This is a genomic window from Pseudomonas sp. UBA1879, assembly GCF_002338065.1.
In the GTDB taxonomy this organism is placed as follows: domain Bacteria; phylum Pseudomonadota; class Gammaproteobacteria; order Pseudomonadales; family Pseudomonadaceae; genus Aquipseudomonas.
On sequence record NZ_DDHJ01000004.1, the window covers coordinates 977,581 to 998,993 of the forward strand.

The following is a 21,413-nucleotide window of genomic DNA, read 5'->3' on the forward strand; positions in this document are numbered from 1 at the left end:
CCCTCGAACGCCAGCGCCTACACTGCCGCCACTTCAGGGAGCCCCCACCATGCGCATCGTTGCCGACGAAAACATTCCACTGCTTGACGCCTTCTTTTCCGGATTTGGCGACATCCGTCGTTATCCCGGCCGCACCCTCGACCGCGCTGCCGTCGTCGACGCCGATGTCCTGCTGGTGCGCTCGGTGACGAAAGTGACCCGCGAATTGCTGGAAGGCACGCCGGTCCGTTTCGTCGGCACGTGCACCATCGGCACCGATCACCTCGACCTCGATTATCTGACTGAAGCCGGCATCCAGTGGTCCAGCGCGCCGGGCTGTAACGCCCGTGGCGTGGTGGATTACGTGCTGGGCAGCCTGCTGACCCTCGCTGAAATCGAAGGCGCCGACCTGACACGCCGCACCTACGGCGTAGTGGGTGCGGGGCAGGTCGGCGGTCGTCTGGTCAAGGTGCTGCGTGGGTTAGGCTGGAACGTGCTGGTGTGCGATCCGCCCCGCCAGGCGGCAGGAGGCGGCGATTACGTCAGCCTCGACGACATCATCGCCCGCTGCGACGTGATCAGCCTGCACACCCCCCTGAATAAAAACGGCGACCTGCCCACCTGGCACCTGTTCGACCGGGCTCGGCTCGACGCCCTCAAACCCGGCGCCTGGCTGATCAACGCGGCGCGCGGCCCGGTGGTGGACAATGCAGCACTGCGCGACGTCCTCCTCGAACGGGAAGACCTGCAGGCCGTGTTGGATGTGTGGGAAGCAGAGCCGCGTGTCGATGTGGAGCTGGCCGACCTGTGCGTCATCGGCACCCCGCACATCGCCGGTTACAGCCTCGACGGTCGTCAGCGCGGGACCGCGCAGATTTATCAGGCGCTGTGCGCGCACCTCGGTCAGCCCGCGTCGATTCAGCTCGACGATCTGCTGCCCAAGCCTTGGCTGGCGCAGGTCGCTCTCGATGCCAGCGCCGACCCGATCTGGGCACTGAACATGCTCTGCCGGGGGGTGTACGACCCCCGCCGCGATGACGCGGATTTTCGCCGCAGCCTGGTGGGTGATTCGGCGAGCCAGCGCCTGGCCTTCGACGCCCTGCGCAAACATTACCCGCCGCGCCGGGAGATCGAAGGCCTGCGGGTGAGCCTCAATGGCCCATCCGCGGCGTTGCAACAGATCCTTCAGGCGCTGGGCGCCATTGAGGTTTAGCGGAATACGTATTTCACGACGTAGGCGTACAGATCGTTGAAGACCGGGTAAGGCACCGGTTCGACACAGCGTTCGGCGTTCGCCAGCGCCAAGTGCGCGGCTTTGAGAGTTTCGCCGCGCTCCTCCAGCGAGATGATCGGGGCGTTGACCAGTTTGGCGTAATTGTTGAACGCGCAAGGTTTATTGGCTTCGGCTGTTCGCAGGATGCGCATCGCGTGGTGTTCCGGGGCAACGGTCATGCCGCGCTCGTCGGTGATCGGTTGTGGCGTCAGTTCACTGTCTCGGGTACACAGGCTGCTGCAGACGACCCTTCGATTTCGCAGGACACCGAAACCTCGTTCGTACAGGGTGATCGTCGAGCCCACCGATGCCGCGCAAGCATTCTCGAACGCGTTCAGAATCGACTGAGCGTTGGCCATGCTGTCGTCGATGTTGGAGAGCGTGACGAAGCGCTCGAGCGTCTTATCCTTGATGCTCTTCAGTGCGCGTTCGATCGTCGACACATGGGCGAACTCGCGCTTGCAGCCGATCAGGTGCACCTCGAACTGATAGCCCTTGCTGGCGGCGTACATCGGCAAGCTGGCGAAGTCGATGCTGTCCAATGCCGTTTCAATGATGATGTTGTAGCTGTTTTCGAAGGCATCCTGAAAAATTCTGCGCCCCAGGTCCCAAATGAACGCTTCGGTGTGTTCGTAGGCATGCAATACGCCGTGCTCGATCATCTGTGCGTATTGCGGGTGATGCGCTCGGTATTCAAGGAGATACGGCCGAATATAGTCGGCGTATCGGTCGCTTTTCAGCAGTGTGTTTTCCAACAGATACGTCTTTCCAGACCCCTGAGACCCCGCCACGACCAGCATCTTGGGGGGCTCATTGGAGCGTTCGGTGCCTGACACGGCATTGAAGATGCCAGGTGCGATCAGACTGTAAGTCCGGTGGATATCGTCTTGGGTATGGGTATAGCGGCTGTCAATCGTCATGGAGCGGTCCTTCTGCTCAAGTGGAATTAATGTGTTGAACAGGGGGGGACGTAATCGCGACCGACTGTTTCAGTCAATCACGTTCGAGTGGGACGATTCCGCGTTTTTTGTCAGATGCTGATGGGGGCGCGCCCGTGAGGGCAGAAAAAACCCGGCGCGAGGGCCAGGTTTCAAGAGAGTCTATGCATCAGTCTTGTTTTGCGGGCTTGACCCAGTACTTTTCACATTCCTGACATGCGGCCTGAACCATCTCTTCAGTAATCAGGACCTGATTCCCGTACTCGTCCAGAATGGCGCCGCCCAGCTGTGCATCAGGCTGCGGCCGTACCACGGGTTCTTGATTGCTGCTGTTTTGCAAGCTCATGGCCTGTCTCCTCATCAGGGGTGCGCTTCAGGTTATCCACGCTCGATGACCACGCCATGACATCCGAGGACGCTTCGGGCGCCCTGTCTGTCCACGCTGACCATCATCGGGGGCGTCACAACGCGGCGCTTCACTGTCGTTGACACCTTTATCCTGACTGGCATCTCGCGCTTGAGTTCAGCAAAACACGACGAGCGTGCGACGCAAGGCAGGTGTAGGCTCTGCTGAATTTTCTTACAGGTGACTTCATGGCTTCTGTGTTTTCCGGTCGCCAGCGGCAGGCCATTCGTCTGGCGCTGCGGATGATCGCACCGTACCGCAAGCAGGCCATCGGCGCATTGGTGGCGCTCATCGTCACCGCAGCCATCACCCTGTCGATGGGGCAGGGCATCAAGATGATGGTCGATCAAGGCTTTCTGACCCGCTCACCGACGCTGCTCAATGAAAGCATCGGCCTGTTCATGGTTCTGGTGATCGCGTTGGCCATCGGCACCTTTACCCGCTTTTATCTGGTGTCCTGGATCGGCGAACGGGTAGTCGCGGATCTGCGCAAGCAGGTGTTCGATCATCTGGTCAGCCTGCACCCCGGTTTCTACGAGAACAATCGCAGCTCGGAAATCCAGTCGCGTCTCACGGCAGACACCACCTTGCTGCAATCAGTGATCGGTTCGTCGCTGTCAATGTTCCTGCGCAATGCGCTGATGGTGATCGGCGGGGTGATCCTGTTGTTTTTCACCAACCCCAAGCTGACCAGCATCGTGGTGGTGGCGCTGCCGCTGGTGGTGGCGCCGATTCTGATTTTTGGCCGACGGGTGCGCAGCCTGTCGCGGGAAAGCCAGGACCGGGTGGCGGACGTCGGCAGTTACGTTTCCGAAGCGCTGGGTCAGATCAAGACGGTTCAGGCCTATAACCATCAGGAACAGGACCGACAGCGTTTTTCCCAGACCGCGGAAGACGCGTTCGAAACCGCCCGTAAGCGTATCCTTCAGCGCTCGTGGCTGATCACGCTGGTCATCGTGCTGGTGCTGGGGGCGGTGGCCGTGATGCTTTGGGTCGGCGGCATGGACGTCATCGCGGGGCGGATTACCGGGGGCGAACTGGCCGCATTTGTGTTCTACAGCCTGATCGTCGGCAGCGCGTTCGGCACCCTCAGCGAGGTAATCGGCGAGTTGCAACGGGCGGCAGGGGCGGCCGAGCGCATCACTGAACTGCTGCAGGCCCGCAGCGACATCACGGCCCCGAGCCACGATCTGCTGACCTTGCCGGCACGCGTCAGTGGCCGTCTGGCGTTGGAGGACCTCAGCTTTGCCTACCCATCGCGCCCAGAGCGCAATGCGGTCGAGGGCCTGAACCTGACCATCGAAGCAGGAGAAACGCTGGCGTTGGTGGGGCCTTCGGGGGCGGGCAAGTCGACGCTGTTCGACCTGCTGCTGCGTTTTTATGACCCACAGCAGGGGCGAGTGCTGGTCGAGGGTCTGCCTGCCGATCGTCTGGACCCGCTGGACCTGCGCCGATGTTTCGCCTGGGTGTCGCAGACGCCAGCGCTGTTTTTCGGCAGCGTCGAGGACAACATTCGCTATGGCAACCCCGGCGCCAGCGATGAGCAGGTCGAAGCCGCCGCGCGGATCGCCCACGCCCATGAATTCATTCAACTGCTGCCACAGGGGTATCAGACCCATCTGGGTGACAATGGCATAGGCCTTTCAGGCGGGCAGCGTCAGCGTCTGGCGATTGCCCGCGCGCTGCTGGCGGATGCTCCGATTTTGCTGCTTGACGAGGCCACCAGCGCGCTGGATGCCCAAAGTGAACATTTGATTCAGCAAGCGTTGCCGACGTTGATGAGGGACCGCACGACCCTGGTGATCGCGCACCGTTTGGCCACGGTGCAGAACGCCGACCGGATTGCCGTGATGGATCAGGGGAAGCTGGTGGCGGTGGGAACACACCGGGAATTGATCGCCAGCAACCCGCTGTATGCGCGGTTGGCGGCGTTGCAGTTCAATGGGGGGTGAAGCCTTGACGAATATGTTCAGCGGGAGGGGAAATCTGTAGGAGCGTGGCTTATCTGGGCCGCATCCGGATGCGGCCCAGAGACGGGTCACGCTTCTACACTGAGTCCGTTCTGATAAAAAACTGCGCCCGTGATGGGTGGGGCCGTCGTATCAGCCCTTACGGTATTCACACAAATAGGCGGTTTCGACCGCGACTTCCAGGTCGAACTTGATGTTGGCCGGCAGGTGAAATTTTTTGCCAGCATTATAGGTTTGCCACTGGGTTTCATCCGGCAGCCGCACTTTCAGCGAGCCGGAAATCACATGCATGATTTCTGGATCAGCGGTTCCGAAATTGTAGTTGCCGGGCGCCATCACGCCGATGGTGGCAGCCCCTTCTGCTTGCTGGAAGGCGATGGACTTGACGGTGCCGTCGAAATACTCGTTGACCTTGAACATGGCTGATCTCCTCGAAAGGGGTGAGAAAGGGCGGACAGTATGCCGAACGTACAAAAGGCCGTCATCCGCTTTGATATGGGGGGCATTACTCAGGAAGGAATGACCAACGGTATCAATCGTGCGGTGTTGCGGGCGTCGGTCAGTGCCCGATGTTGCTGGCCGTTGAAGTGCATGCCCGCCAGCTGCAGCGCAGAGTTCAGGCCGCACGGCTTCTGCAGTTGACGCGCTTGGGCGAAGCGTTGTTTGAGGTTGATGTGCGGCAGGTTGCTCAGGTCGCTGGTCAATTGGTGCTCCTGCCATTGCACGGTCAGTTGTTCCCGGTCGTAATCGCCCCAGCTGATCCAACCCACCAATCGCGAGCGGTGATGACTCATCCAGCGCTCGAATTGCGGCCAGATCGTAGTCAGCGGCATCGCCGTGTCGACCTGGCTTTGTTGAATGTGGGTCAGCTCCCGGCAGAACGGGGTCAATTGAGGTCGACGCGCCGGGCGGACAAACCGTTCGAAATGGTCAATTTCGCGTCCTTCCGAATTGACCACACAGGCGCCGATTTCAATGATTTCCATCTCTGCCACTGGCCATCCGCCTTCTTCGGTGGTGGCCTCCAGATCTATCACCAGCCAATGGGGCATTGCTCGCTCCCGTTCCTAATCCGTGGCACCGTCATGCAGCGTAGTCAACTTCCGCCCGCCGCGTCCAACCTGGCGATCACCCTCGAGTAATGGGTGGGACTCGTCCGACAGACGATTGTTTAATCCTCGGGTCAGATTTTTTTCGTCGGACAGACACGCCAAATGCTGGCCAAGCGCTTGCTTGGCGGCAGCGGTCAGCATAAATTGCCGCGCGACCCAGGGTTTTGTAGGCGTTTTTTTCGCGATGCACGAAACGGGCTCGCCGCTGGCTAAGCCCATGATTTGAAGGTGCCAGGGCTGGCCTGAGGTTGAAATGACTGGCCGAGCGAGCGTTGCTTCAAGAGCAGAGGCCGTAGGATCTGGCATAAAGCCAGCTTCGATGTCGTTTGACCGTTGTCTAATTGTTCGCGAACGCATAGCTTACGCGTACTCCGATTCGCCAGAGGTGCTTTGTGTTGATGTCTACGCCGGTGCGAATGGCTTTGAAAACGTTGCTGTTGGCCACGACGACGCTGTGGGCCTGGCACGCGAACGCGGCGCAGGTCGTGCGCATTGGTGCGGCGCATTTCCCGCCCTACACGATCCGTCCCGAGCGCGGTGAGGACACGGGGCTGTTGCCGCAAATGGTCGAGGCATTGAACGCCATGCAGAGCGACTACCGCTTCGAGATGGTGCCGACCTCGATCCCTCGGCGGTTTCGCGATTTCCAGCAGGAGCGCTTCGACATGGCCATCTTCGAGAACCCGGCCTGGGGCTGGAAAGACATTCCCCATGAGGATGTCGACATGGGCCTCGAAGATGCGGAAATTTTCGTCGCCCATCGGATCTCGGGGCGCACGCAGAATTATTTCGATGACCTCAAAGGCAAACGGCTGGCGCTGTTCAGCGGTTATCACTACGCCTTCGCCCAGTTCGACGCCGACCCCAAGTTTCTGACTGATCACTACAACGCCACGCTGACGTATTCCCACGACAGCAACCTGCTGATGGTGCTGCGCGATCGTGCGGACATCGCGCTGGTCACCCGCTCGTACTTGAGCACGTTTATGGCCGGCAATCCTGGGGAGGCGGATCAGTTTCTGATTTCCGATCGCGTCGATCAGGTCTATCGCCACTATGCGCTGCTGCGACCGAACGCGCCGATCACCGGGGAAAAGTTCGCCGAGCTGCTGAAACAGCTGCGGGAGAACGGACAGATGTTCAAGATTTTCCAGCCGTTCCGGATTGCCGTAACCCCGCAGGCCATGCATCACGCGGTGGTGCTGGATAAGAATGACGGGATGGAGTGAAACGAGGGCAAGTCGAAAGCGGGCGGCGAGGGGAGCACCGCCCGGCGGTGTTAACGGTCGCGCGCTTCCTTGGCGTCCATTTCCGCGTTGCGCTCGTGGACGCGCTTAAGCTGTTCTTCGGTCAGGGGCAGTTTTTTCGCTGAATCCTTCAGCATGACCAAACCGCCGACGATCGAGCCGATTGCAACGACCAGAATCAACCAGGCATACCAGGGCATGAGGCTCTCTCCTTACTGTGATATCGCTTTGAGCAGCGGCGCTGCCCAGTGGTTCCATTGTAGGAGCAATGCTCTGTCGCCACGACGACGGCTGCGGCGTCGTTGACCGGTTGCCGGGATTAGCGATCGCCGGGTCCCGCCCCGCCGGATGTTCAGCTACAATGCGCGCCGATTTCGACTTGCCAGAGAACCCGCTCATGTCCGCCTGCCAGACCCCCATCATCGTCGCCCTGGATTTTCCGACCCGCGAAGCCGCGTTGAAACTGGCCGATCAGCTCGACCCTCAATTGTGCAGGGTCAAAGTGGGCAAGGAGCTGTTCACCAGCAGCGCGTCGGGCATCGTCGAGACCTTGAACGACAAGGGCTTCGAGGTGTTCCTGGACCTCAAATTCCACGACATCCCCAACACCACGGCGATGGCCGTCAAGGCCGCTGCGCAAATGGGCGTGTGGATGGTCAACGTGCACTGCTCCGGCGGCATGCGCATGATGTCTGCCTGCCGTGACGTGCTGGAACAGCGCAGCGGCCCGAAACCTTTGCTGATTGGCGTGACCGTGTTGACCAGCATGGAGCGCGAGGATCTGGCGGGCATCGGCCTGGACATCGAGCCCCAGGAGCAGGTGTTGCGCCTGGCGGCGCTGGCGGAAAAGGCGGGGATGGACGGCTTGGTGTGCTCGGCGCTGGAAGCCCAGGCCCTGAAGACAGCGCACCCGTCCTTGCAATTGGTCACGCCGGGGATTCGTCCCGCTGGCAGCGCGCAGGATGACCAACGCCGGATCCTGACGCCGCGTCAGGCACTGGACGCCGGCTCCGACTACCTCGTCATTGGCCGTCCGATCAGCCAGGCGGCCGATCCGGCCAAGGCCTTGGCAGCCGTGGTTGCCGAGTTGGCGTAACGCTGAGCACGCCCCTAGGGATTTTCGGCGTATCGGGATTGATGGTTCGCGCCGTTTATCGCGGGAGCCGGCTTGCTGACGAAAGCGCTGAGGCAGTCGCCGATAAGCTGACGGTCACTCAGCCTTCGCCAGCAAGCCGGCTCCCACGGGTACGACGTCGGTCGCAGATGTTATGACCTATGCGCGATCCTGTGCGAGCCGCCTTGGAGCAGGCCGCGATAGCTGTACGCCGCACGCCATAGCGTCAAGCGTTTAGTAGCCGATCCGTTTCAGGATCGATTCCACGCTCTCCTTCGAAGGCCGACCGTAGAACTTCAACAGCTCCGAAGCGCGGTTGGTGAAGAACCCGTCCACGCCCCGGGCGCTGATGGCCTTGAAGTCCACGGCATCGTCCACGGTGTACGGATGGATGATCAGGCCGCGATCATGGGCCATTGTGTTCATCCACGGCTGTACCAGATCCATGTAGCTCTGGTCTCCACCGTTCTTCAGCGCAGCCGACGGGCCGGTGCCGATCGCGCCGTGGGCTTTCGCCCAATCCAGGTACGCGGCGAACTCTTCTTTGGATTTGACCTGTTGCGTCGCGTAGAACGCGGCCTTGTCCTTCGCCCCCGAATCCTTGAAGGTTTTATCCGACGCCGCCGGGATGTAGCCATCGCCGGTCCACAGCAACAACACTTTCGGCGTGTCGGGCATGGCTTTCTGCAACAGCTCAAGGCTCGGTTTTTCGAAGGTCTGCAGCACGACGCGACCCGCCGAATGGGCGACGTTGACGTGGCCTTTTTCAGCGGCGGGGCGCTGGCTGAGCCAGCCGCGTTGCTCCAGCTTCTTCTTCAAATCCTCTTCGACGCCCGGAAACTGCGCTGGCACCTTGGTCTCGATGTACAGACCCGGCTTGTTCTTGCCGCCCTCAGCGATGTCGATCACTTCGTCCAGGGTCAGAATCTTCAATCCCGCGTAGCTGGCGCGGGCGCGATCCGGGTGGGCCTTGTTAAACCACGAGCCGGCATCCAGGCGCTTGATTTCTTCGAGGGTGAAGCTGCTCAGCGGGTCTTTCGCCCGGTCCGGATACACCTCGGCAACGTTGGTGGTGCGCTCCAGGGTGTCGTCATGCAGGGCAATCAACACGCCGTCTTTGGTTCGTTGAATGTCCATTTCCAGATAGTCCGCCCCCAATTCCCGCGCCAGGGTGTAGGACGGCACGGTCTCTTCCGGCGCATTGAATGACGCGCCACGGTGGGCAATGACTGCGGGCCACGGTATGCCGGCCTTCGCGGCGAGGGCCTTGCCCGGTTCGTTAGCCGCCATGACTGATCCCGACACCCCCATCACCGCCGTGAGTGCGGTGGCCAGCACGGTCTTGGAAAGCGCGTTTCTGCAGAGCCTGTTGAGCATGTGATGACATTCCTTATGTGCATTTTTCATACATGAAGCGGTGCGAAACCGCTGCGCGTGCCAGCCTGACGATGACGGCTGGGTGTCCGAGCGCATGGGGTCAGACCATAAACAGCCCGTCGCTGACAGGCAACCGTGCTGTCGGTGCTGGCGAAAAACGGTCGTTCCAAGGGTGTGATTGACCTCTATCAGCGCGTTTGGCGCGTTGACGATGAGTTTCAGGCCCTTTCATGACGATCGATCGTCGAGGGCATGAATGATTCTTTCCGTGCGAGCACGTGTAGGAGAAATGGATTTCAGAGGTGAAAACCGCTCTAAGTCGCGCTACTGTCTGCCCATCAAATGTTGCGCAGTGGAGTGATGATGAAGACGGTGCTGGTGTTGGTCGAAAGCGTGAACGAGTATCTGCCGATTCTGGAGACGCAGGGGTTTCGGCTGATTCTGGCGCCGACGCCGGCGATGCGGGCCGAGGCCGTGGCGACGCGGGGGGATGAGATCGATGCGGTGCTGACCCGCGGACCGTTGGGGTTTACCGCGGATGAAATGGCCGCGTTGCCCAAGTTGGGGATCATTTGCGTGATCGGCGCCGGATATGAACAGGTGGACTTGCCGGCGGCAGAGGCGCGCGGGATCACAGTGACTAACGGGGCGGGGGTCAATGCGCCGAGTGTGGCGGACCATGCGATGGCGCTATTGCTGTCGCTGGTGCGGGACATTCCCCAAGCCGATGCGTCGGTGCGGCGCGGTGAGTGGCGCAAGGTCACGCGGCCTTCGTTCGCCAACAAGCGCCTCGGCATTCTGGGCCTGGGCGCGGTGGGCCTGGCGATTGCCAAGCGTGCGCAGGGCTTCGACATGCAGGTGAATTACCACAGCCGCTCGCCCAAGGCCGGTGTCGACTTTACATACTGCGAAACGCCGCTGGCGCTGGCGACGGCGTGCGATTTTCTGATCGTGGCGACGCCGGGCGGCAGTGGCACGCGTCATTTGATCGACCGCGCCGCTATCGACGCGCTGGGGCCTGAGGGGTTCCTCATCAACATCGCCCGGGCCAGCGTGGTGGACACCGATGCGTTGCTGGACGCCTTGCAGCACGGGCGTCTCGCTGGCGCTGGCCTGGACGTGTTCGACGACGAACCGCAGGTGCCGGAAGCCTTGAAAACCCTGAACAATGTCGTGCTGACGCCTCATGTGGCAGGCCTCTCGCCGGAAGCATCGCGGGGGACCGTGCAACGGGTGGCTGACAATCTGCTGGCGTTTTATGCGGGCAAACCGGTCCTGACGCCTGTCTACAGCTAGGCCTCGCACGTGTCGTGTTCATTAGTCCAACAACAAACAGGAAATCGCTCATGCCTTCATCGTCTGCCTTGAAAGTCGCACTGGTCACCGGCGCAGGAAGCGGCATTGGCCGTGCCGTGGCGCTGCAATTGCTGAAAGATGGCTATGCCGTGGTGCTGGCCGGGCGTCGTTTGGAGCCGCTGACTGAACTGGCCGAACAGGCGAACGCGGCAGGGCAACAGGCGCTGGCGGTGTCCACCGATGTGCGTGATGCCGCCAGCGTCGAGGCGCTTTTTGCCACGATTGAAAAAACCTACGGGCGTCTGGACGTGTCGTTCAACAACGCAGGCATCGGCGCGCCAGCAGTGCCGATGGATGAACTGTCGGTCGAACAGTGGAAGAACGTGATCGATACCAACGTCACCGGCATGTTTCTGTGCGTGCGCGGCGCGTTTGGCCTGATGCGTCGGCAGGTGCCGCAGGGCGGGCGGATCATCAACAACGGCTCGATTTCGGCGCACACGCCGCGCCTGTTCAGCTCGCCGTACACGTCCAGTAAACATGCGGTGCTGGGCCTGACCAAAAGCACCTCACTGGACGGCCGGCAGTACAACATTGCCTGCGGTCAGATCGACATTGGCAACGCCCTCACCGAAATGACTGACCGCATGACCAAAGGCGTGCTACAGCCCAACGGCGAATTGCAGGTGGAGCCGACGATGAACGTGCAACACGTGGCCGATGCCGTGAGTTACATGGCCAGCCTGCCGCTGTCGGCGAACGTGTTGAACATGACGGTCATGGCCAACAGCATGCCGTTTGTGGGCCGTGGGTGAGCGCTAGAAAGAGCGCGCTTGCGCTGATTCTGGCCGATGGCCGATGGCGGGGCATGTCTTGCTGTTGATTCTGGCCGGAGGCCGTAGGAGCGTCGCTTGCCCGCGATCTGCCGCGCAGCGGCAGTAGAACCTGACGACTCGGTATACCTGATGTAGCACGTCTACTGCATTTGCTACCGCTACGTGCCAGACCGCGGGCAAGCGACGCTCCCGAGGCCAGAAACCCGATCGCGAGAAAGCGTTGCTCCGTCCAAAACCTCCGGGGATCTGTCCAACTCGTCCTGCCGCTGAATCCGCACACTGTGTCCCTGTCGAGCCACTTTCTTTCGAGGACATGACCATGAGCGAATTCGTCATTGCACCTGTCGCCACGCCATCGCTGGCCGTGGCGGGGACTGCCGCCCGTTTCCCGATCCGTCGCGTGTTTTGCGTCGGCCGCAACTATTCCGAACACGCCCGTGAAATGGGCCACGACCCTGATCGCGAACCGCCATTTTTCTTCGCCAAACCCGCCGATGCCGTGGTGCCCGCCGAAGGCACGGTCCCTTATCCGCCGCTGACCCAAGACCTGCATCACGAAATCGAGTTGGTGGTGGCGATCGGCAAAGACGGGGTGAACATCGACGCTGAAGACGCCTTGAGCCACGTTTGGGGCTACGGCGTGGGCCTTGACCTGACACGCCGCGACTTGCAGGCGCAGGCCAAGAAAATGGGCCGTCCGTGGGAGTGGGCCAAGGCATTCGACGCGTCCGCCCCGGCCACTGCGCTGTTGCCGGTGAGCAAGGTTGGTCATCCGGAGCGCGGTGCTATCTGGCTGGACGTCAACGGCGAATCCCGCCAGCGCGGCGATCTGGCAGATCAAATCTGGGCCGTCAAAGACGTGATCGCTTACCTGTCGCAATCGGTCGGCGTCAAAGCGGGCGATTTGATCTACACCGGCACACCGGCGGGCGTGGGCGCGCTGCAACGGGGTGACGTCGTCACCGCAGGCATCGAAGGCCTGGCCGAACTCACCCTCACCATCGGATAAGCTGCGAGCGTCCAGCGGCACGCTGCAAGAGAAAAGGCCGCTCGCGTTGGCTTCACGCTTGCAGCGTGCGGCTCAAAACTTGTAGCGTGAGCCTTTTTCCCGGGCTTCATTTCCATGGCGAACACGTCTCGCGTCCAAACCTATGGCATGCGGCAGCGCAGCGACCGCATGGATTTCTACATTCGTGACAAGTCGGCTCGCCCAGCGCTGACGTCTCCCCATCGTCACGAATATTTCCAGATCCAGATCAATCTCGGCGGCGACACCGTGCAGCACATCGGTGGCGCTATCCGGCCGTTTCCGCGCAACACCCTGGCCTTCATCCTGCCCCATCGGCTGCACGTGATTCCTCACCCCGAAGACGGCAATTTCGTGCTGATCAATTTCTCTCAGGACTTCCTGTTGCAGCAGATCCACTGCGACCCGATGGACCTGGAAGACGTGCCGTTGACCGAAGCCCCCGAGCTGGCGCCATTCCGGTTTCAGGAGCACCTGGATTTCATTCTCGACGACGCACAGTTCGCCGAGGTGACGACGTTGCTCAGGCAGATGCGCGAGGCGGACCAAACGCGGCGGTTGGGTTCAGGCTCGGTGTTGCGGGGGTATCTGCTGCAATTGATTGGCGAGGTCTGCAACCTGTTTGAGCCCGAGTTGCAGGCGCTGTCGGCGAACAAGGCTGAGCGAAGAGGGCGGCGCGACGCCTTGGGGCGGGTGATGGACTACATTCGCGAGCACATTGCCGACCCGTCATTGACCTTGACCGATGCAGCAGCGGCGGCCTTTCTTTCGCCCAACTACCTGACCCACCTGCTGCGCAAGGAAACCGGCAGCACGTTTTCCGAACTGGTGCTGGAGCGGCGCATGCGACTGGCGCGCACCCACCTGATGAACAGCAGCAAACCGCTGAGCCACATTGCCGAGATTTGCGGCTTTGCCGATGAGGCGTATTTTTCCAGGCGTTTTCGCAAAGCCCATGGCGTACCGCCGGGGCAGTTTCGGCGGGAGCAGCGTGGGGTGTGAGGCATCGAGGGCATCTTGAGCGGAGGAACTGTGGGAGCCGGCTTGCTGGCGAAGATGGCGTGTCAGTCGATATTGATGCGTCTGGTACGACGCGTTCGCCAGCAAGCCGGCTCCCACAGGGCAGTGCGTCCGGGTAAAGAACCGGGCGCAGTCGAGCGGCTGTCAAACCAATCCCGTCGCGTAATACACGCCAATCACGAAAAACGCCGCCAGCACCTTGAAGATGGTCATGCCGAAGATGTCCTTGTAGGCCTCGCGGTGGGTCAGACCGGTGACGGCGAGCAGGGTGATCACTGCGCCGTTGTGCGGCAGGGTGTCCATGCCGCCTCCGGCCATCGAGGCGACGCGGTGCATCACTTCCATCGGGATGTGCGCGGCGTTCGCGGCGGCAATGAACGTGTCGGACATGGCGGCCAGCGCGATGCTCATCCCGCCGGAGGACGAACCGGTGATCCCCGCCAGGATGTTGATGGTGATTGCCTGGTTCAACAGCGGGTTGGGGATTGCCTTCAGCCCGTCGACCACCACCAGAAACCCCGGCAACGCCGCGATGACCGCGCCGAAGCCGTATTCCGATGCGGTGTTCAACGTCGCCAGCATCGCCCCGCCTACGGCCGTCTTGCTGCCATCGGCCAGTTTGCTGGCGACGGTGCGGAACGAGAACACCAGCACGGTAATGATGCCCACCAACAACGCCGCCTGCACTGCCCATATGGCGGTCAGCTTGGCAACGTCGGTCTGGATGGGCGCTTTCAGGCCCGGCAGGTGGATGCCGTACGAGCCGCCGTACCAGCCCGGAATCCATTTCGTGAACAGCAGGTTCATCACCCCCACGAGGATCAGTGGCAGCAAGGCGATCAGCGGATGGGGCAGCTTGATCTGCTCAGGGGTTTCCGGCTCGTTGCGCAGTTCCGTGCCGTATCCCTCACCGGCCCGCGCCGCCTTGCGACGCTGGTATTCCAGATAAACGATGCCGCAGATCAGCACGAACAGCGAACCCAGCACGCCTAGCCACGGTGCAGCCCAGGAGTTGGTGCCGAAGAAGGTCGTCGGAATGATGTTCTGGATTTGTGGGGTGCCGGGCATGGCGTCCATGGTGAAGGTGAACGCACCCAGCGCGATGGTCGCCGGCATCAGGCGCTTCGGAATGTTGCCCTGCCGGAACATCTCGGCCGCGAACGGGTAGACCGCGAAGACCACCACGAACAGCGACACGCCGCCGTAGGTGAGCAAGGCACAGACCAGCACGATCACCAGAATCACTTGGCTGCTCCCCAGCAGCCCGATGACCGCCTGGACGATGGCGCGGGAAAACCCGGACAGCTCGATCAACTTGCCGAACACCGCGCCCAGCAGAAAGACCGGAAAGTACAGTTTGATGAAGCCGACCATCTTGTCCATGAACAGGTCGCTGAACACCGGGGCCACGGCGCTTGGGTCGGTCAGCAGGACAGCGCCAAGGGCGGCCAGTGGCGCGAAGATGATGACGCTGTAACCCCGATACGCAGCCAGCATCAGAACGCACAACGCCAGAACGGCAATGACAACACTCATGAGTCAATCCTTAAAGCGGCGCAGCGGACCACCTCCTGGCTTGGTCAGCGAGGTGGGGTCCGCAGCGAATGTGATTGTTTTTATTGTTCAGGCGAGGGGTCTTGCACTCGCCTTTTCCGCAAAGAGCCCAACAAGAGCGTGACGCTTATTGGGCGGCACCGGCATAAGGCACGTCCTTGTGACCATAACGGCGCACGCGGATGTTGGCCTGCTCGCCGTGCCCGGCGAAGCCTTCCAGCGCACAGAGGCGCGAGCAGTATTCGCCGACCATTGACGATGCTTCGTCGGTAAGGACCTTCTGGTAGGTGCAGGTCTTGATGAACTTGCCGACCCACAGACCGCCGGTGTAACGCGCGGCTTTTTTGGTCGGCAGGGTGTGGTTGGTGCCGATGACCTTGTCACCGAAGGAGACGTTGGTGCGGGGGCCGAGAAACAGCGCGCCGAAGTTGCGCATGTTCTTTAGGAAATAATCCGGGTCCTTGGTCATCACTTGCACGTGTTCGAAAGCGAGGTCGTTGGCGATGGCCAGCATCTCGGCTTCGTCTTCGGCGACGATGACTTCACCGAAGCTTTCCCACGCGCGGCGCGCGATTTCAGCGGTCGGCAGGATCTTGAGCAACCGCTCGACTTCGGCCATCGTTTCGCGGGCGAGTTTTTCCGAGGTCGTCAGCAGAATGGCGGGGGAGTCCGGACCGTGTTCGGCCTGACCCAACAAGTCGGTGGCACACAGCTCACCGTCGACGGTTTCATCAGCGATCACCAGGGTTTCGGTCGGGCCGGCGAACAGGTCGATGCCCACGCGGCCGAACAACTGACGTTTGGCTTCGGCGACGAACGCATTGCCTGGACCGACCAGCATGTCCACCTGCGCAATGGATTTGGTGCCCAAGGCCATGGCGCCGATCGCCTGAATGCCGCCCAGGCAGTAGATCTCGTTGGCGCCGGCCATGTGCTGCGCGGCGACGATGGCCGGTGCCGGTTTACCGAGGAAGGGCGGGGCGCAGGTGATGATGCGCGGCACGCCGGCGACCTTGGCGGTGATCACCGACATGTGCGCCGAGGCCAGCAGTGGGTATTTGCCCCCTGGCACGTAGCAGCCTGCGGCGTTCACCGGAATGTGTTTGTGGCCAAGGATGACCCCCGGCAAGGTTTCCACCTCGACGTCGACCATCGAGTTGCGCTGGTGCTGGGCGAAATTGCGCACCTGGGTCTGGGCGAACTCGATGTCCTTGAGGTCGCGGTCGCTGAGCTGATCGAGGCAGGCCTGGATCTCAGCGTCGGTGAGGCGGTAGTCCTCGCGGTCCATCTTGTCGAAACGGATCGCCAGTTCGCGCACGGCGGCGTCGCCACGGGCTTCGATGTCAGCCAGCAGGTTTTCGACGGTGTCGCGTACCTCACGGGCTGCGGATTTGATGACGTCTGCTTCAGCGCCTTGTTTGAGCCACTTAGCCACGGTGTTCTCCTGCGAGTTGTTTTTATGGAGGTTTGCATACGTATGCAATGGCGTAGATGGTAATGCAAGATTCCGATGTTGCAAACCCCCCTCGGCCAACGGCAGTGAATTTCATGGCCGGGATGTGACATAAGCGATTGGCAGGTATGATCATTTTTTTTCAACGGTCGAAACGATATGTCAGACAACATGGAGCGCGGACGGCGTCCGGTGACGGCCCATGACGTGGCCAGGCAGGCAGGGGTTTCTCAGTCGGCGGTGTCGCGCACGTTCACCAAGGGCGCCAGCGTGTCGCCCGATACCCGGCGCAAGGTCGAGGAAGCGGCGGCGCTGCTGGGCTATCGCCCTAATCTGGTGGCGCGCTCGTTGATCACCCGGCGTTCCAACCTGATCGGCGTCGCGATTCCAGGCATGGCCAACCCCTTCTATGCCCGCGTGCTCGAATCGCTGTCAGCGGCGTTCGAAGGGTTGGGCTATCGCATTCTGTTGTTTTCGATGGCGAACAACGAAGATTCAGACCCCGTGCTGGAAGAAATCCTGCGCTATCAGGTCGACGGTCTGGTGCTGGTGTCGGCGAGTCTGTCATCGCATTTCGCCGAGGCGTGCCGCACCATCGGCCTTCCCGTGGTGTTGTTCAACCGCACCAACGGCAGTACCTCGGTGTCCAGCGTGACCAGCGACAACCTCACCGGAAGCCGCACCATCGCCCAATTTCTGCTGGCGGGCGGACATGAGCGGCTGGCGTTCATCGCGGGCAAGGAAAGCTCCTCGACCAACCGCGACCGCGAGGCGGGTTTCAACGGTTACCTGCAATCACAAGGCCTGCCGGCGCCGTTGCGCGAAGCCGGCGAGTACGACTTCGGTAGCGCCCTGGCGGCAACCCGCCGATTGCTCAGCCTCGATGCCCCCCCGGACGCGATCTTCTGCGCCAACGACCTGATGGCCCTGGCGGCAATCAACGCCTGTCATGAGCGAGGAGGAAAGCCGGGGCGCGACCTGTCCATCGTCGGCTTCGATGACCTGCCCCAAGGGCAGTGGCCGATTTTCGGCCTGACCACCTTCGAGCAACCCATGGCCGAAATGATCGGCCGCGCCGTGAACATCATCTGCGCGCAGCTGGCCGATCCGAACACCTCGGCGATTCAGGAGATTCTGCCGGGGCGCATGATCGTACGCGACACGGCGCGGATTCCCGCAACGGGCGTCGTGGAAGTCGACGGCGAGCGGATCTGGCAGCCCTGAGGCGCCACGCCTCAGATTGTCCAACACCGCTCAGTCCGCAGTGGCGACGCGCTCAGCGGCCAGTCGACGGCCGCTCTGCAACACGAACACGCCGCCCAGAATCGCGGCGATGGCCACGATGTCGAGCCCATGCACCGGTTCGCCCGCGACAAAAATGCCGATCAGCAATGCGATGACAGGCGGAATGTACGTGGCCGAGGCGGCGATCACCGCGCCGAGCCGTTCGACGATGAAGTAATAGAGGATGTACGCCACGCCGGTGCCAGACAGGCCCAGCCCCAGAGACACGCCGACCATGGCTTTGGGGCTTTCGGTGATGTGGGCCATGCCGGTCCGGTCGGTCACCGCCAGCAGAATCAGCAGCGCCAGGCCAATCTGATAGGTGCACAGCGCCACCGCTGAGATGTTCAGCCCGGTCAGAAAACGCTTGGCGTAGACGAACGAGCAACCAATGCTCAACGAGCCGAGCATCATGTACATCACGCCTTTCACCGAGATCGCCGCATCGCCAGTGGCCCAGGGGCGGGCGATCAGCAGCACGCCGACGAAACCCATCAATACCCCCAGGCTCATGCGACCGTTGAGTTTTTCTTCTCGTAGAAACAGGAAGGCGCAGCCGAAAGTGAACAGTGGAATCACCCCGCTGAGCAGTCCCGCCACGCTCGACAGCAGTAGCGTCGTGCCTTCGGCGTAGAGGTAGTAGTAAACCGCAGTTGCCAGCAGCGCCATGACCAGAAAGTGATGCAGGTGTCGCACGTGGCTCCAGCTCAAGGCCCGGGTGGCCAGGGCGTAAATGAGGATCGGCAGGAAACCGAAGAATGCGCGGACCAGCACGATCTGCGCGGGAGAAATCCACTCCAACGCCCACTTCATGAACATGAAGTTGGTGCCCCAAATCAGGCCCAGAAGGGCGAAGGCGAAGTAGGCGATGTTTTTCATGAAGAGCGGTCTGCCACGTGATCGATGAGGCCGCGATTGTGCGCGGTGGCGGGATCCGTTACAAATCATCATCTTTGTTGGATGAAAGAGAAAATCTACGCCATGAAACCTTCGCCACCGCTCAAGACGTTGCTGTATTTCGATGCCGCCATGCGATTGAACAGTTTTTCTCTAGCTGCCGACGAATTGAATGTCACCCCCGGTGCGGTCGGCCAGCAGATCCGCAATCTCGAACAATGGCTCGGCGTATCGCTGTTCACCCGGCAGATTCGTCAGGTGCAACCGACACCGGACGGTCAGGCGTATTGGGCGCGCATCCAGCCCGCGCTGGCGCAGATCATCGACGCCAGCCACGGGTTGCGTGATCGCCTCAACAACCATGTGTGGCTGAGCATGCCGCCGAGCCTGGCCGCCAAATGGTTCGCCCGGCGCATGGCCGGTTTTCTTGAACATCATCCCGAGGTTTCGTTGCACCTGAGTTCGTCGGTCACGCTGACCGATTTCAGCAGTGAGCGTGTCGACCTTGCGATCCGTCATTTCGACGGGCACGCCCCGGAGCTGGAGGTCGAGCTGCTGCATCGGGACGACGCGAGGGTGTATTGCAGCCCGGCCTACATTGCGCAGTTCGGCCTGCGGGCGCCGGACGATTTACGAAAGACGACGTTGCTGCACAACACGTTGCACCCGCATTGGTCGGAATGGTTACGCCGCTTTGCGGGGATCGGCGATGAAGAGGGCAGGGCCATTTCCGGCATTCACTTCGATCAGTCATTGATGGCCATCGAAGCGGCGCGGCGGAATCAGGGGGTGGTCATCACCAGCGAATGGTTGACCCAGGAGGAAGTGGCGAGCGGGGTGTTGGTGGAACCCTTCGCACAGCGCTTGCCGCTGCCGAAGGGGTATTACCTGGTGCAGCCCAGACACTCGATCCTGCGCCCGACAGTGCAGGCGCTGAAGGCGTGGTTGATCGAGTTGGCCAATGAAGCAGCCGATTGAATGCTGCACGCGTCCCCTTGTGGGAGCCGGCTTGCTGGCGAAGGCAGGGTGTCAGTCAGCGTTGCAGTGACTGACCTAATGCATTCGCCAGCAAGCCGGCTCCCACAGGAACCGCGACAGTCGTTAAGGCATCAACGGCGGAATGTACGCCAGCGTCGTGCCCAGTGCCCACAGCAGGAACAGCACCAGCGGCGTGTGAACAAGCAGCTGGACGAACGAGAAGCCGATCAGGTCGCGCGCTTTCAGGCCCAACACGCCCAGCAGCGGCAGCATGTAGAACGGGTTGATCAGGTTCGGCAGCGCCTCGGCGGCGTTGTAGATCTGCACCGCCCAGCCCAGGTGATATTTCAGGTCGTTGGCCACTTGCATCACGTACGGCGCTTCGATGATCCACTTGCCGCCACCGGACGGAATGAAGAAACCGAGGATCGCCGAGTACACGCCCATCAGCAGCGCGTAAGTGTCGTGGGAGGCAATGCTGGTGAAGAACGTCGAGATGTGGTGCGCGACGGTCTGCGCGTCACCGCCCTTGACCGTGGTCAGCAGCGCGGCAATCGAACCGTAGAGCGGGAATTGAATCAGCACGCCGGTGGTGGTCGGCACGGCGCGGGCCACGGCGTCCAGGAAACTGCGCGGACGCCAGTGCAGCAGGGCGCCGACCATGATGAACAGGAAGTTGTAGGTGTTCAGGCCGGAAATCGCCGTGATCGCAGGCTTGGTGCTGAATTCGTTGTACAACCAGCCGGACGCCAGCACCACCATCAGGATGATCAGCAGTGGGCTGTATTCCAGCCACTCGCCCGGACGGGTGCGCGGCGGCAGCGGTGGCAGGCTGAAGGCCGGGTCGACGCCACATTCCTTGGCGTCACGGGCGTTGGCCGGGCCAGGCGCCGTGGCGTAGGCCACGATGATCGAAATCACCACCAATGCCAGCAACATGACGCCCGACTGCCACAGGAAGATGGTCTGGGTGAAGGGGATCATCCCGGTAATCGCCAGAATCGACGGCGGCAGGCTCGCCGGGTTGGCTTGCAGCTGCGCGGCAGAGGACGACAGGCCCAACGCCCACACAGCGCCGAGTCCCAGATACGCGGCGGCACCGGCGGCGCGGTAGTCCATTTTCAGGTCGGTACGACGGGCCAGTGCACGCACCAGCAGGCCGCCGAACACCAGTGACAGGCCCCAGTTCAGCAGCGAGGCGACCATGGAAATCAGCGCGACCCAGGCCACGGCCGAACGACCGTTTTTCGGGATACGGGCCAGACGATCGATCAGCTTGACGGCTGGCGGCGAGCTGGCGACGACGTAACCGCCGATGACCACGAAGGCCATTTGCATGGTGAAGGGGATCAGGCTCCAGAAGCCGTCGCCGAACGCTTTTGCGGTGTCAGCGGGTTTGGCGCCGATGGCCAGCGTGGCCAGGGTGACGATGACCACGGCGAGGGCGGCGAACACCCAGGAGTCGGGGAACCAGCGTTCGGCCCACTTGGCGCAACGCAGGGCAAATCGGGCGGAGCGGCTTTCTTCAATGTCGGCGGCCACGTGTGTTACCTCTTGGAGTTGTTATGAAAGGCTATTGAAATAGCTGTTTTTAGTGTTGGCAGTGTTGCGAAAAATCGGGAGCTCTAGATACAGCAAAGCCCCTTCGTTGC

At 61.5% G+C, this 21,413-nt stretch carries 20 protein-coding genes; 10 read left to right on the forward strand and 10 right to left on the reverse strand.

Annotated features, from left to right (window positions below):
* Positions 1-49: 49 nt before the first annotated feature.
* Positions 50-1,192, forward strand: coding sequence for a 4-phosphoerythronate dehydrogenase PdxB (gene pdxB, locus B3N48_RS07475; protein WP_296181431.1), 1,143 nt, complete (start codon positions 50-52; stop codon positions 1,190-1,192).
* Here the strand turns inward: pdxB and B3N48_RS07480 are convergent.
* A complete protein-coding gene (locus B3N48_RS07480; protein ID WP_296181435.1) occupies positions 1,189-2,172 on the reverse strand; it encodes a zeta toxin family protein in 984 nt (327 codons plus the stop codon). The genes pdxB and B3N48_RS07480 overlap by 4 nt on opposite strands.
* Positions 2,173-2,359: 187 nt before the next feature.
* A complete protein-coding gene (locus tag B3N48_RS07485; protein ID WP_296181439.1) occupies positions 2,360-2,536 on the reverse strand; it encodes a PA1571 family protein in 177 nt (58 codons plus the stop codon).
* A gap of 248 nt (positions 2,537-2,784) precedes the next feature.
* Here B3N48_RS07485 and B3N48_RS07490 point away from each other — a divergent pair, with 248 nt between their 5' ends.
* The gene (locus B3N48_RS07490) at positions 2,785-4,548 is read left to right on the forward strand and encodes an ABC transporter transmembrane domain-containing protein (protein ID WP_296181444.1); all 1,764 of its coding nucleotides are present in this window, start codon (positions 2,785-2,787) and stop codon (positions 4,546-4,548) included.
* Positions 4,549-4,698: 150 nt separating this feature from the next.
* Here B3N48_RS07490 and B3N48_RS07495 read toward each other — a convergent pair whose 3' ends face one another.
* Together B3N48_RS07495 and B3N48_RS07500 are read right to left on the reverse strand one after the other, a co-directional pair.
* On the reverse strand, positions 4,699-4,986 hold the full coding sequence (locus tag B3N48_RS07495; RefSeq protein WP_296181447.1) for a pyrimidine/purine nucleoside phosphorylase: 288 nt from the start codon (positions 4,984-4,986) through the stop codon (positions 4,699-4,701).
* Positions 4,987-5,075: 89 nt separating this feature from the next.
* Positions 5,076-5,618 (reverse strand): exonuclease domain-containing protein, encoded by a 543-nt coding sequence (locus tag B3N48_RS07500; RefSeq protein ID WP_296181450.1) that lies wholly within the window; start codon positions 5,616-5,618, stop codon positions 5,076-5,078.
* A gap of 458 nt (positions 5,619-6,076) precedes the next feature.
* On the opposite strand from B3N48_RS07500, the gene B3N48_RS07505 reads away from it, so the two are divergent.
* Complete coding sequence (locus B3N48_RS07505) at positions 6,077-6,907, forward strand: substrate-binding periplasmic protein (RefSeq protein ID WP_296181453.1); 831 nt, start codon at positions 6,077-6,079, stop codon at positions 6,905-6,907.
* Positions 6,908-6,957: 50 nt separating this feature from the next.
* Here B3N48_RS07505 and B3N48_RS07510 read toward each other — a convergent pair whose 3' ends face one another.
* A complete protein-coding gene (locus B3N48_RS07510) occupies positions 6,958-7,125 on the reverse strand; it encodes a DUF2897 family protein (protein ID WP_296181455.1) in 168 nt (55 codons plus the stop codon).
* A 197-nt stretch (positions 7,126-7,322) separates the two neighbouring features.
* Here B3N48_RS07510 and pyrF point away from each other — a divergent pair, with 197 nt between their 5' ends.
* Complete coding sequence (gene pyrF, locus B3N48_RS07515) at positions 7,323-8,021, forward strand: orotidine-5'-phosphate decarboxylase (RefSeq protein ID WP_296181669.1); 699 nt, start codon at positions 7,323-7,325, stop codon at positions 8,019-8,021.
* A gap of 252 nt (positions 8,022-8,273) precedes the next feature.
* Here pyrF and B3N48_RS07520 read toward each other — a convergent pair whose 3' ends face one another.
* Positions 8,274-9,416 carry a glycerophosphodiester phosphodiesterase gene (locus B3N48_RS07520; protein ID WP_414704199.1) on the reverse strand — a complete coding sequence of 381 codons (1,143 nt, stop codon included), beginning with the start codon at positions 9,414-9,416 and terminating at the stop codon, positions 8,274-8,276.
* Between the two features lie 363 nt (positions 9,417-9,779).
* Between B3N48_RS07520 and B3N48_RS07525 the strand changes: the two genes are divergently transcribed.
* The 4 genes from B3N48_RS07525 (at position 9,780) to B3N48_RS07540 (ending at position 13,577) form a co-directional block, all read left to right on the forward strand.
* The gene (locus B3N48_RS07525) at positions 9,780-10,712 is read left to right on the forward strand and encodes a 2-hydroxyacid dehydrogenase (RefSeq protein WP_296181457.1); all 933 of its coding nucleotides are present in this window, start codon (positions 9,780-9,782) and stop codon (positions 10,710-10,712) included.
* Positions 10,713-10,762: 50 nt separating this feature from the next.
* A complete protein-coding gene (locus B3N48_RS07530) occupies positions 10,763-11,527 on the forward strand; it encodes an SDR family oxidoreductase (protein ID WP_296181462.1) in 765 nt (254 codons plus the stop codon).
* Positions 11,528-11,867: 340 nt separating this feature from the next.
* Complete coding sequence (locus B3N48_RS07535; RefSeq protein ID WP_296181466.1) at positions 11,868-12,557, forward strand: fumarylacetoacetate hydrolase family protein; 690 nt, start codon at positions 11,868-11,870, stop codon at positions 12,555-12,557.
* A gap of 114 nt (positions 12,558-12,671) precedes the next feature.
* Positions 12,672-13,577, forward strand: coding sequence for a helix-turn-helix transcriptional regulator (locus B3N48_RS07540; protein WP_296181469.1), 906 nt, complete (start codon positions 12,672-12,674; stop codon positions 13,575-13,577).
* A gap of 162 nt (positions 13,578-13,739) precedes the next feature.
* On the opposite strand, the gene B3N48_RS07545 is transcribed toward B3N48_RS07540, so the two are convergent.
* Both B3N48_RS07545 and hisD read right to left on the reverse strand, forming a co-directional pair.
* Entirely contained in the window at positions 13,740-15,131 is a 1,392-nt protein-coding gene (locus B3N48_RS07545; protein WP_296181472.1) for a GntP family permease, read from the reverse strand.
* A gap of 145 nt (positions 15,132-15,276) precedes the next feature.
* Positions 15,277-16,584, reverse strand: a complete 1,308-nt coding sequence (gene hisD, locus B3N48_RS07550; protein WP_296181475.1) for a histidinol dehydrogenase — start codon at positions 16,582-16,584, stop codon at positions 15,277-15,279.
* A gap of 177 nt (positions 16,585-16,761) precedes the next feature.
* On the opposite strand from hisD, the gene B3N48_RS07555 reads away from it, so the two are divergent.
* Positions 16,762-17,826: a LacI family DNA-binding transcriptional regulator gene (locus tag B3N48_RS07555; protein WP_296181479.1), complete on the forward strand. Its 1,065-nt coding sequence runs from the start codon at positions 16,762-16,764 to the stop codon at positions 17,824-17,826.
* Between the two features lie 30 nt (positions 17,827-17,856).
* Here the strand turns inward: B3N48_RS07555 and B3N48_RS07560 are convergent, their stop codons facing one another.
* The gene (locus B3N48_RS07560) at positions 17,857-18,765 is read right to left on the reverse strand and encodes a DMT family transporter (protein ID WP_296181483.1); all 909 of its coding nucleotides are present in this window, start codon (positions 18,763-18,765) and stop codon (positions 17,857-17,859) included.
* A gap of 102 nt (positions 18,766-18,867) precedes the next feature.
* Here B3N48_RS07560 and B3N48_RS07565 point away from each other — a divergent pair, with 102 nt between their 5' ends.
* Positions 18,868-19,761, forward strand: a complete 894-nt coding sequence (locus B3N48_RS07565; protein ID WP_296181485.1) for a LysR substrate-binding domain-containing protein — start codon at positions 18,868-18,870, stop codon at positions 19,759-19,761.
* Positions 19,762-19,884: 123 nt separating this feature from the next.
* Here B3N48_RS07565 and B3N48_RS07570 read toward each other — a convergent pair whose 3' ends face one another.
* Entirely contained in the window at positions 19,885-21,303 is a 1,419-nt protein-coding gene (locus B3N48_RS07570) for a short-chain fatty acid transporter (protein ID WP_296181490.1), read from the reverse strand.
* Between the last annotated feature and the right edge of the window lie 110 nt (positions 21,304-21,413).

Excerpts from the sequence above, each read along its gene's own strand:
- B3N48_RS07525 (WP_296181457.1), top strand. The coding sequence starts at position 9,780 with ATGAAGACGGTGCTGGTGTTGGTCGAAAGCGTGAACGAGTATCTGCCG.
- B3N48_RS07510 (WP_296181455.1), bottom strand. The coding sequence starts at position 7,125 with ATGCCCTGGTATGCCTGGTTGATTCTGGTCGTTGCAATCGGCTCGATC.
- B3N48_RS07555 (WP_296181479.1), top strand. The coding sequence starts at position 16,762 with ATGTCAGACAACATGGAGCGCGGACGGCGTCCGGTGACGGCCCATGAC.
- B3N48_RS07545 (WP_296181472.1), bottom strand. The coding sequence starts at position 15,131 with ATGAGTGTTGTCATTGCCGTTCTGGCGTTGTGCGTTCTGATGCTGGCT.
- B3N48_RS07540 (WP_296181469.1), top strand. The coding sequence starts at position 12,672 with ATGGCGAACACGTCTCGCGTCCAAACCTATGGCATGCGGCAGCGCAGC.
- pdxB (WP_296181431.1), top strand. The coding sequence starts at position 50 with ATGCGCATCGTTGCCGACGAAAACATTCCACTGCTTGACGCCTTCTTT.
- B3N48_RS07495 (WP_296181447.1), bottom strand. The coding sequence starts at position 4,986 with ATGTTCAAGGTCAACGAGTATTTCGACGGCACCGTCAAGTCCATCGCC.
- B3N48_RS07565 (WP_296181485.1), top strand. The coding sequence starts at position 18,868 with ATGAAACCTTCGCCACCGCTCAAGACGTTGCTGTATTTCGATGCCGCC.
- B3N48_RS07500 (WP_296181450.1), bottom strand. The coding sequence starts at position 5,618 with ATGCCCCATTGGCTGGTGATAGATCTGGAGGCCACCACCGAAGAAGGC.
- B3N48_RS07530 (WP_296181462.1), top strand. The coding sequence starts at position 10,763 with ATGCCTTCATCGTCTGCCTTGAAAGTCGCACTGGTCACCGGCGCAGGA.
- B3N48_RS07520 (WP_414704199.1), bottom strand. The coding sequence starts at position 9,416 with ATGCTCAACAGGCTCTGCAGAAACGCGCTTTCCAAGACCGTGCTGGCC.
- B3N48_RS07490 (WP_296181444.1), top strand. The coding sequence starts at position 2,785 with ATGGCTTCTGTGTTTTCCGGTCGCCAGCGGCAGGCCATTCGTCTGGCG.
- B3N48_RS07485 (WP_296181439.1), bottom strand. The coding sequence starts at position 2,536 with ATGAGCTTGCAAAACAGCAGCAATCAAGAACCCGTGGTACGGCCGCAG.
- B3N48_RS07480 (WP_296181435.1), bottom strand. The coding sequence starts at position 2,172 with ATGACGATTGACAGCCGCTATACCCATACCCAAGACGATATCCACCGG.
- pyrF (WP_296181669.1), top strand. The coding sequence starts at position 7,323 with ATGTCCGCCTGCCAGACCCCCATCATCGTCGCCCTGGATTTTCCGACC.
- B3N48_RS07560 (WP_296181483.1), bottom strand. The coding sequence starts at position 18,765 with ATGAAAAACATCGCCTACTTCGCCTTCGCCCTTCTGGGCCTGATTTGG.
- B3N48_RS07535 (WP_296181466.1), top strand. The coding sequence starts at position 11,868 with ATGAGCGAATTCGTCATTGCACCTGTCGCCACGCCATCGCTGGCCGTG.
- B3N48_RS07505 (WP_296181453.1), top strand. The coding sequence starts at position 6,077 with ATGTCTACGCCGGTGCGAATGGCTTTGAAAACGTTGCTGTTGGCCACG.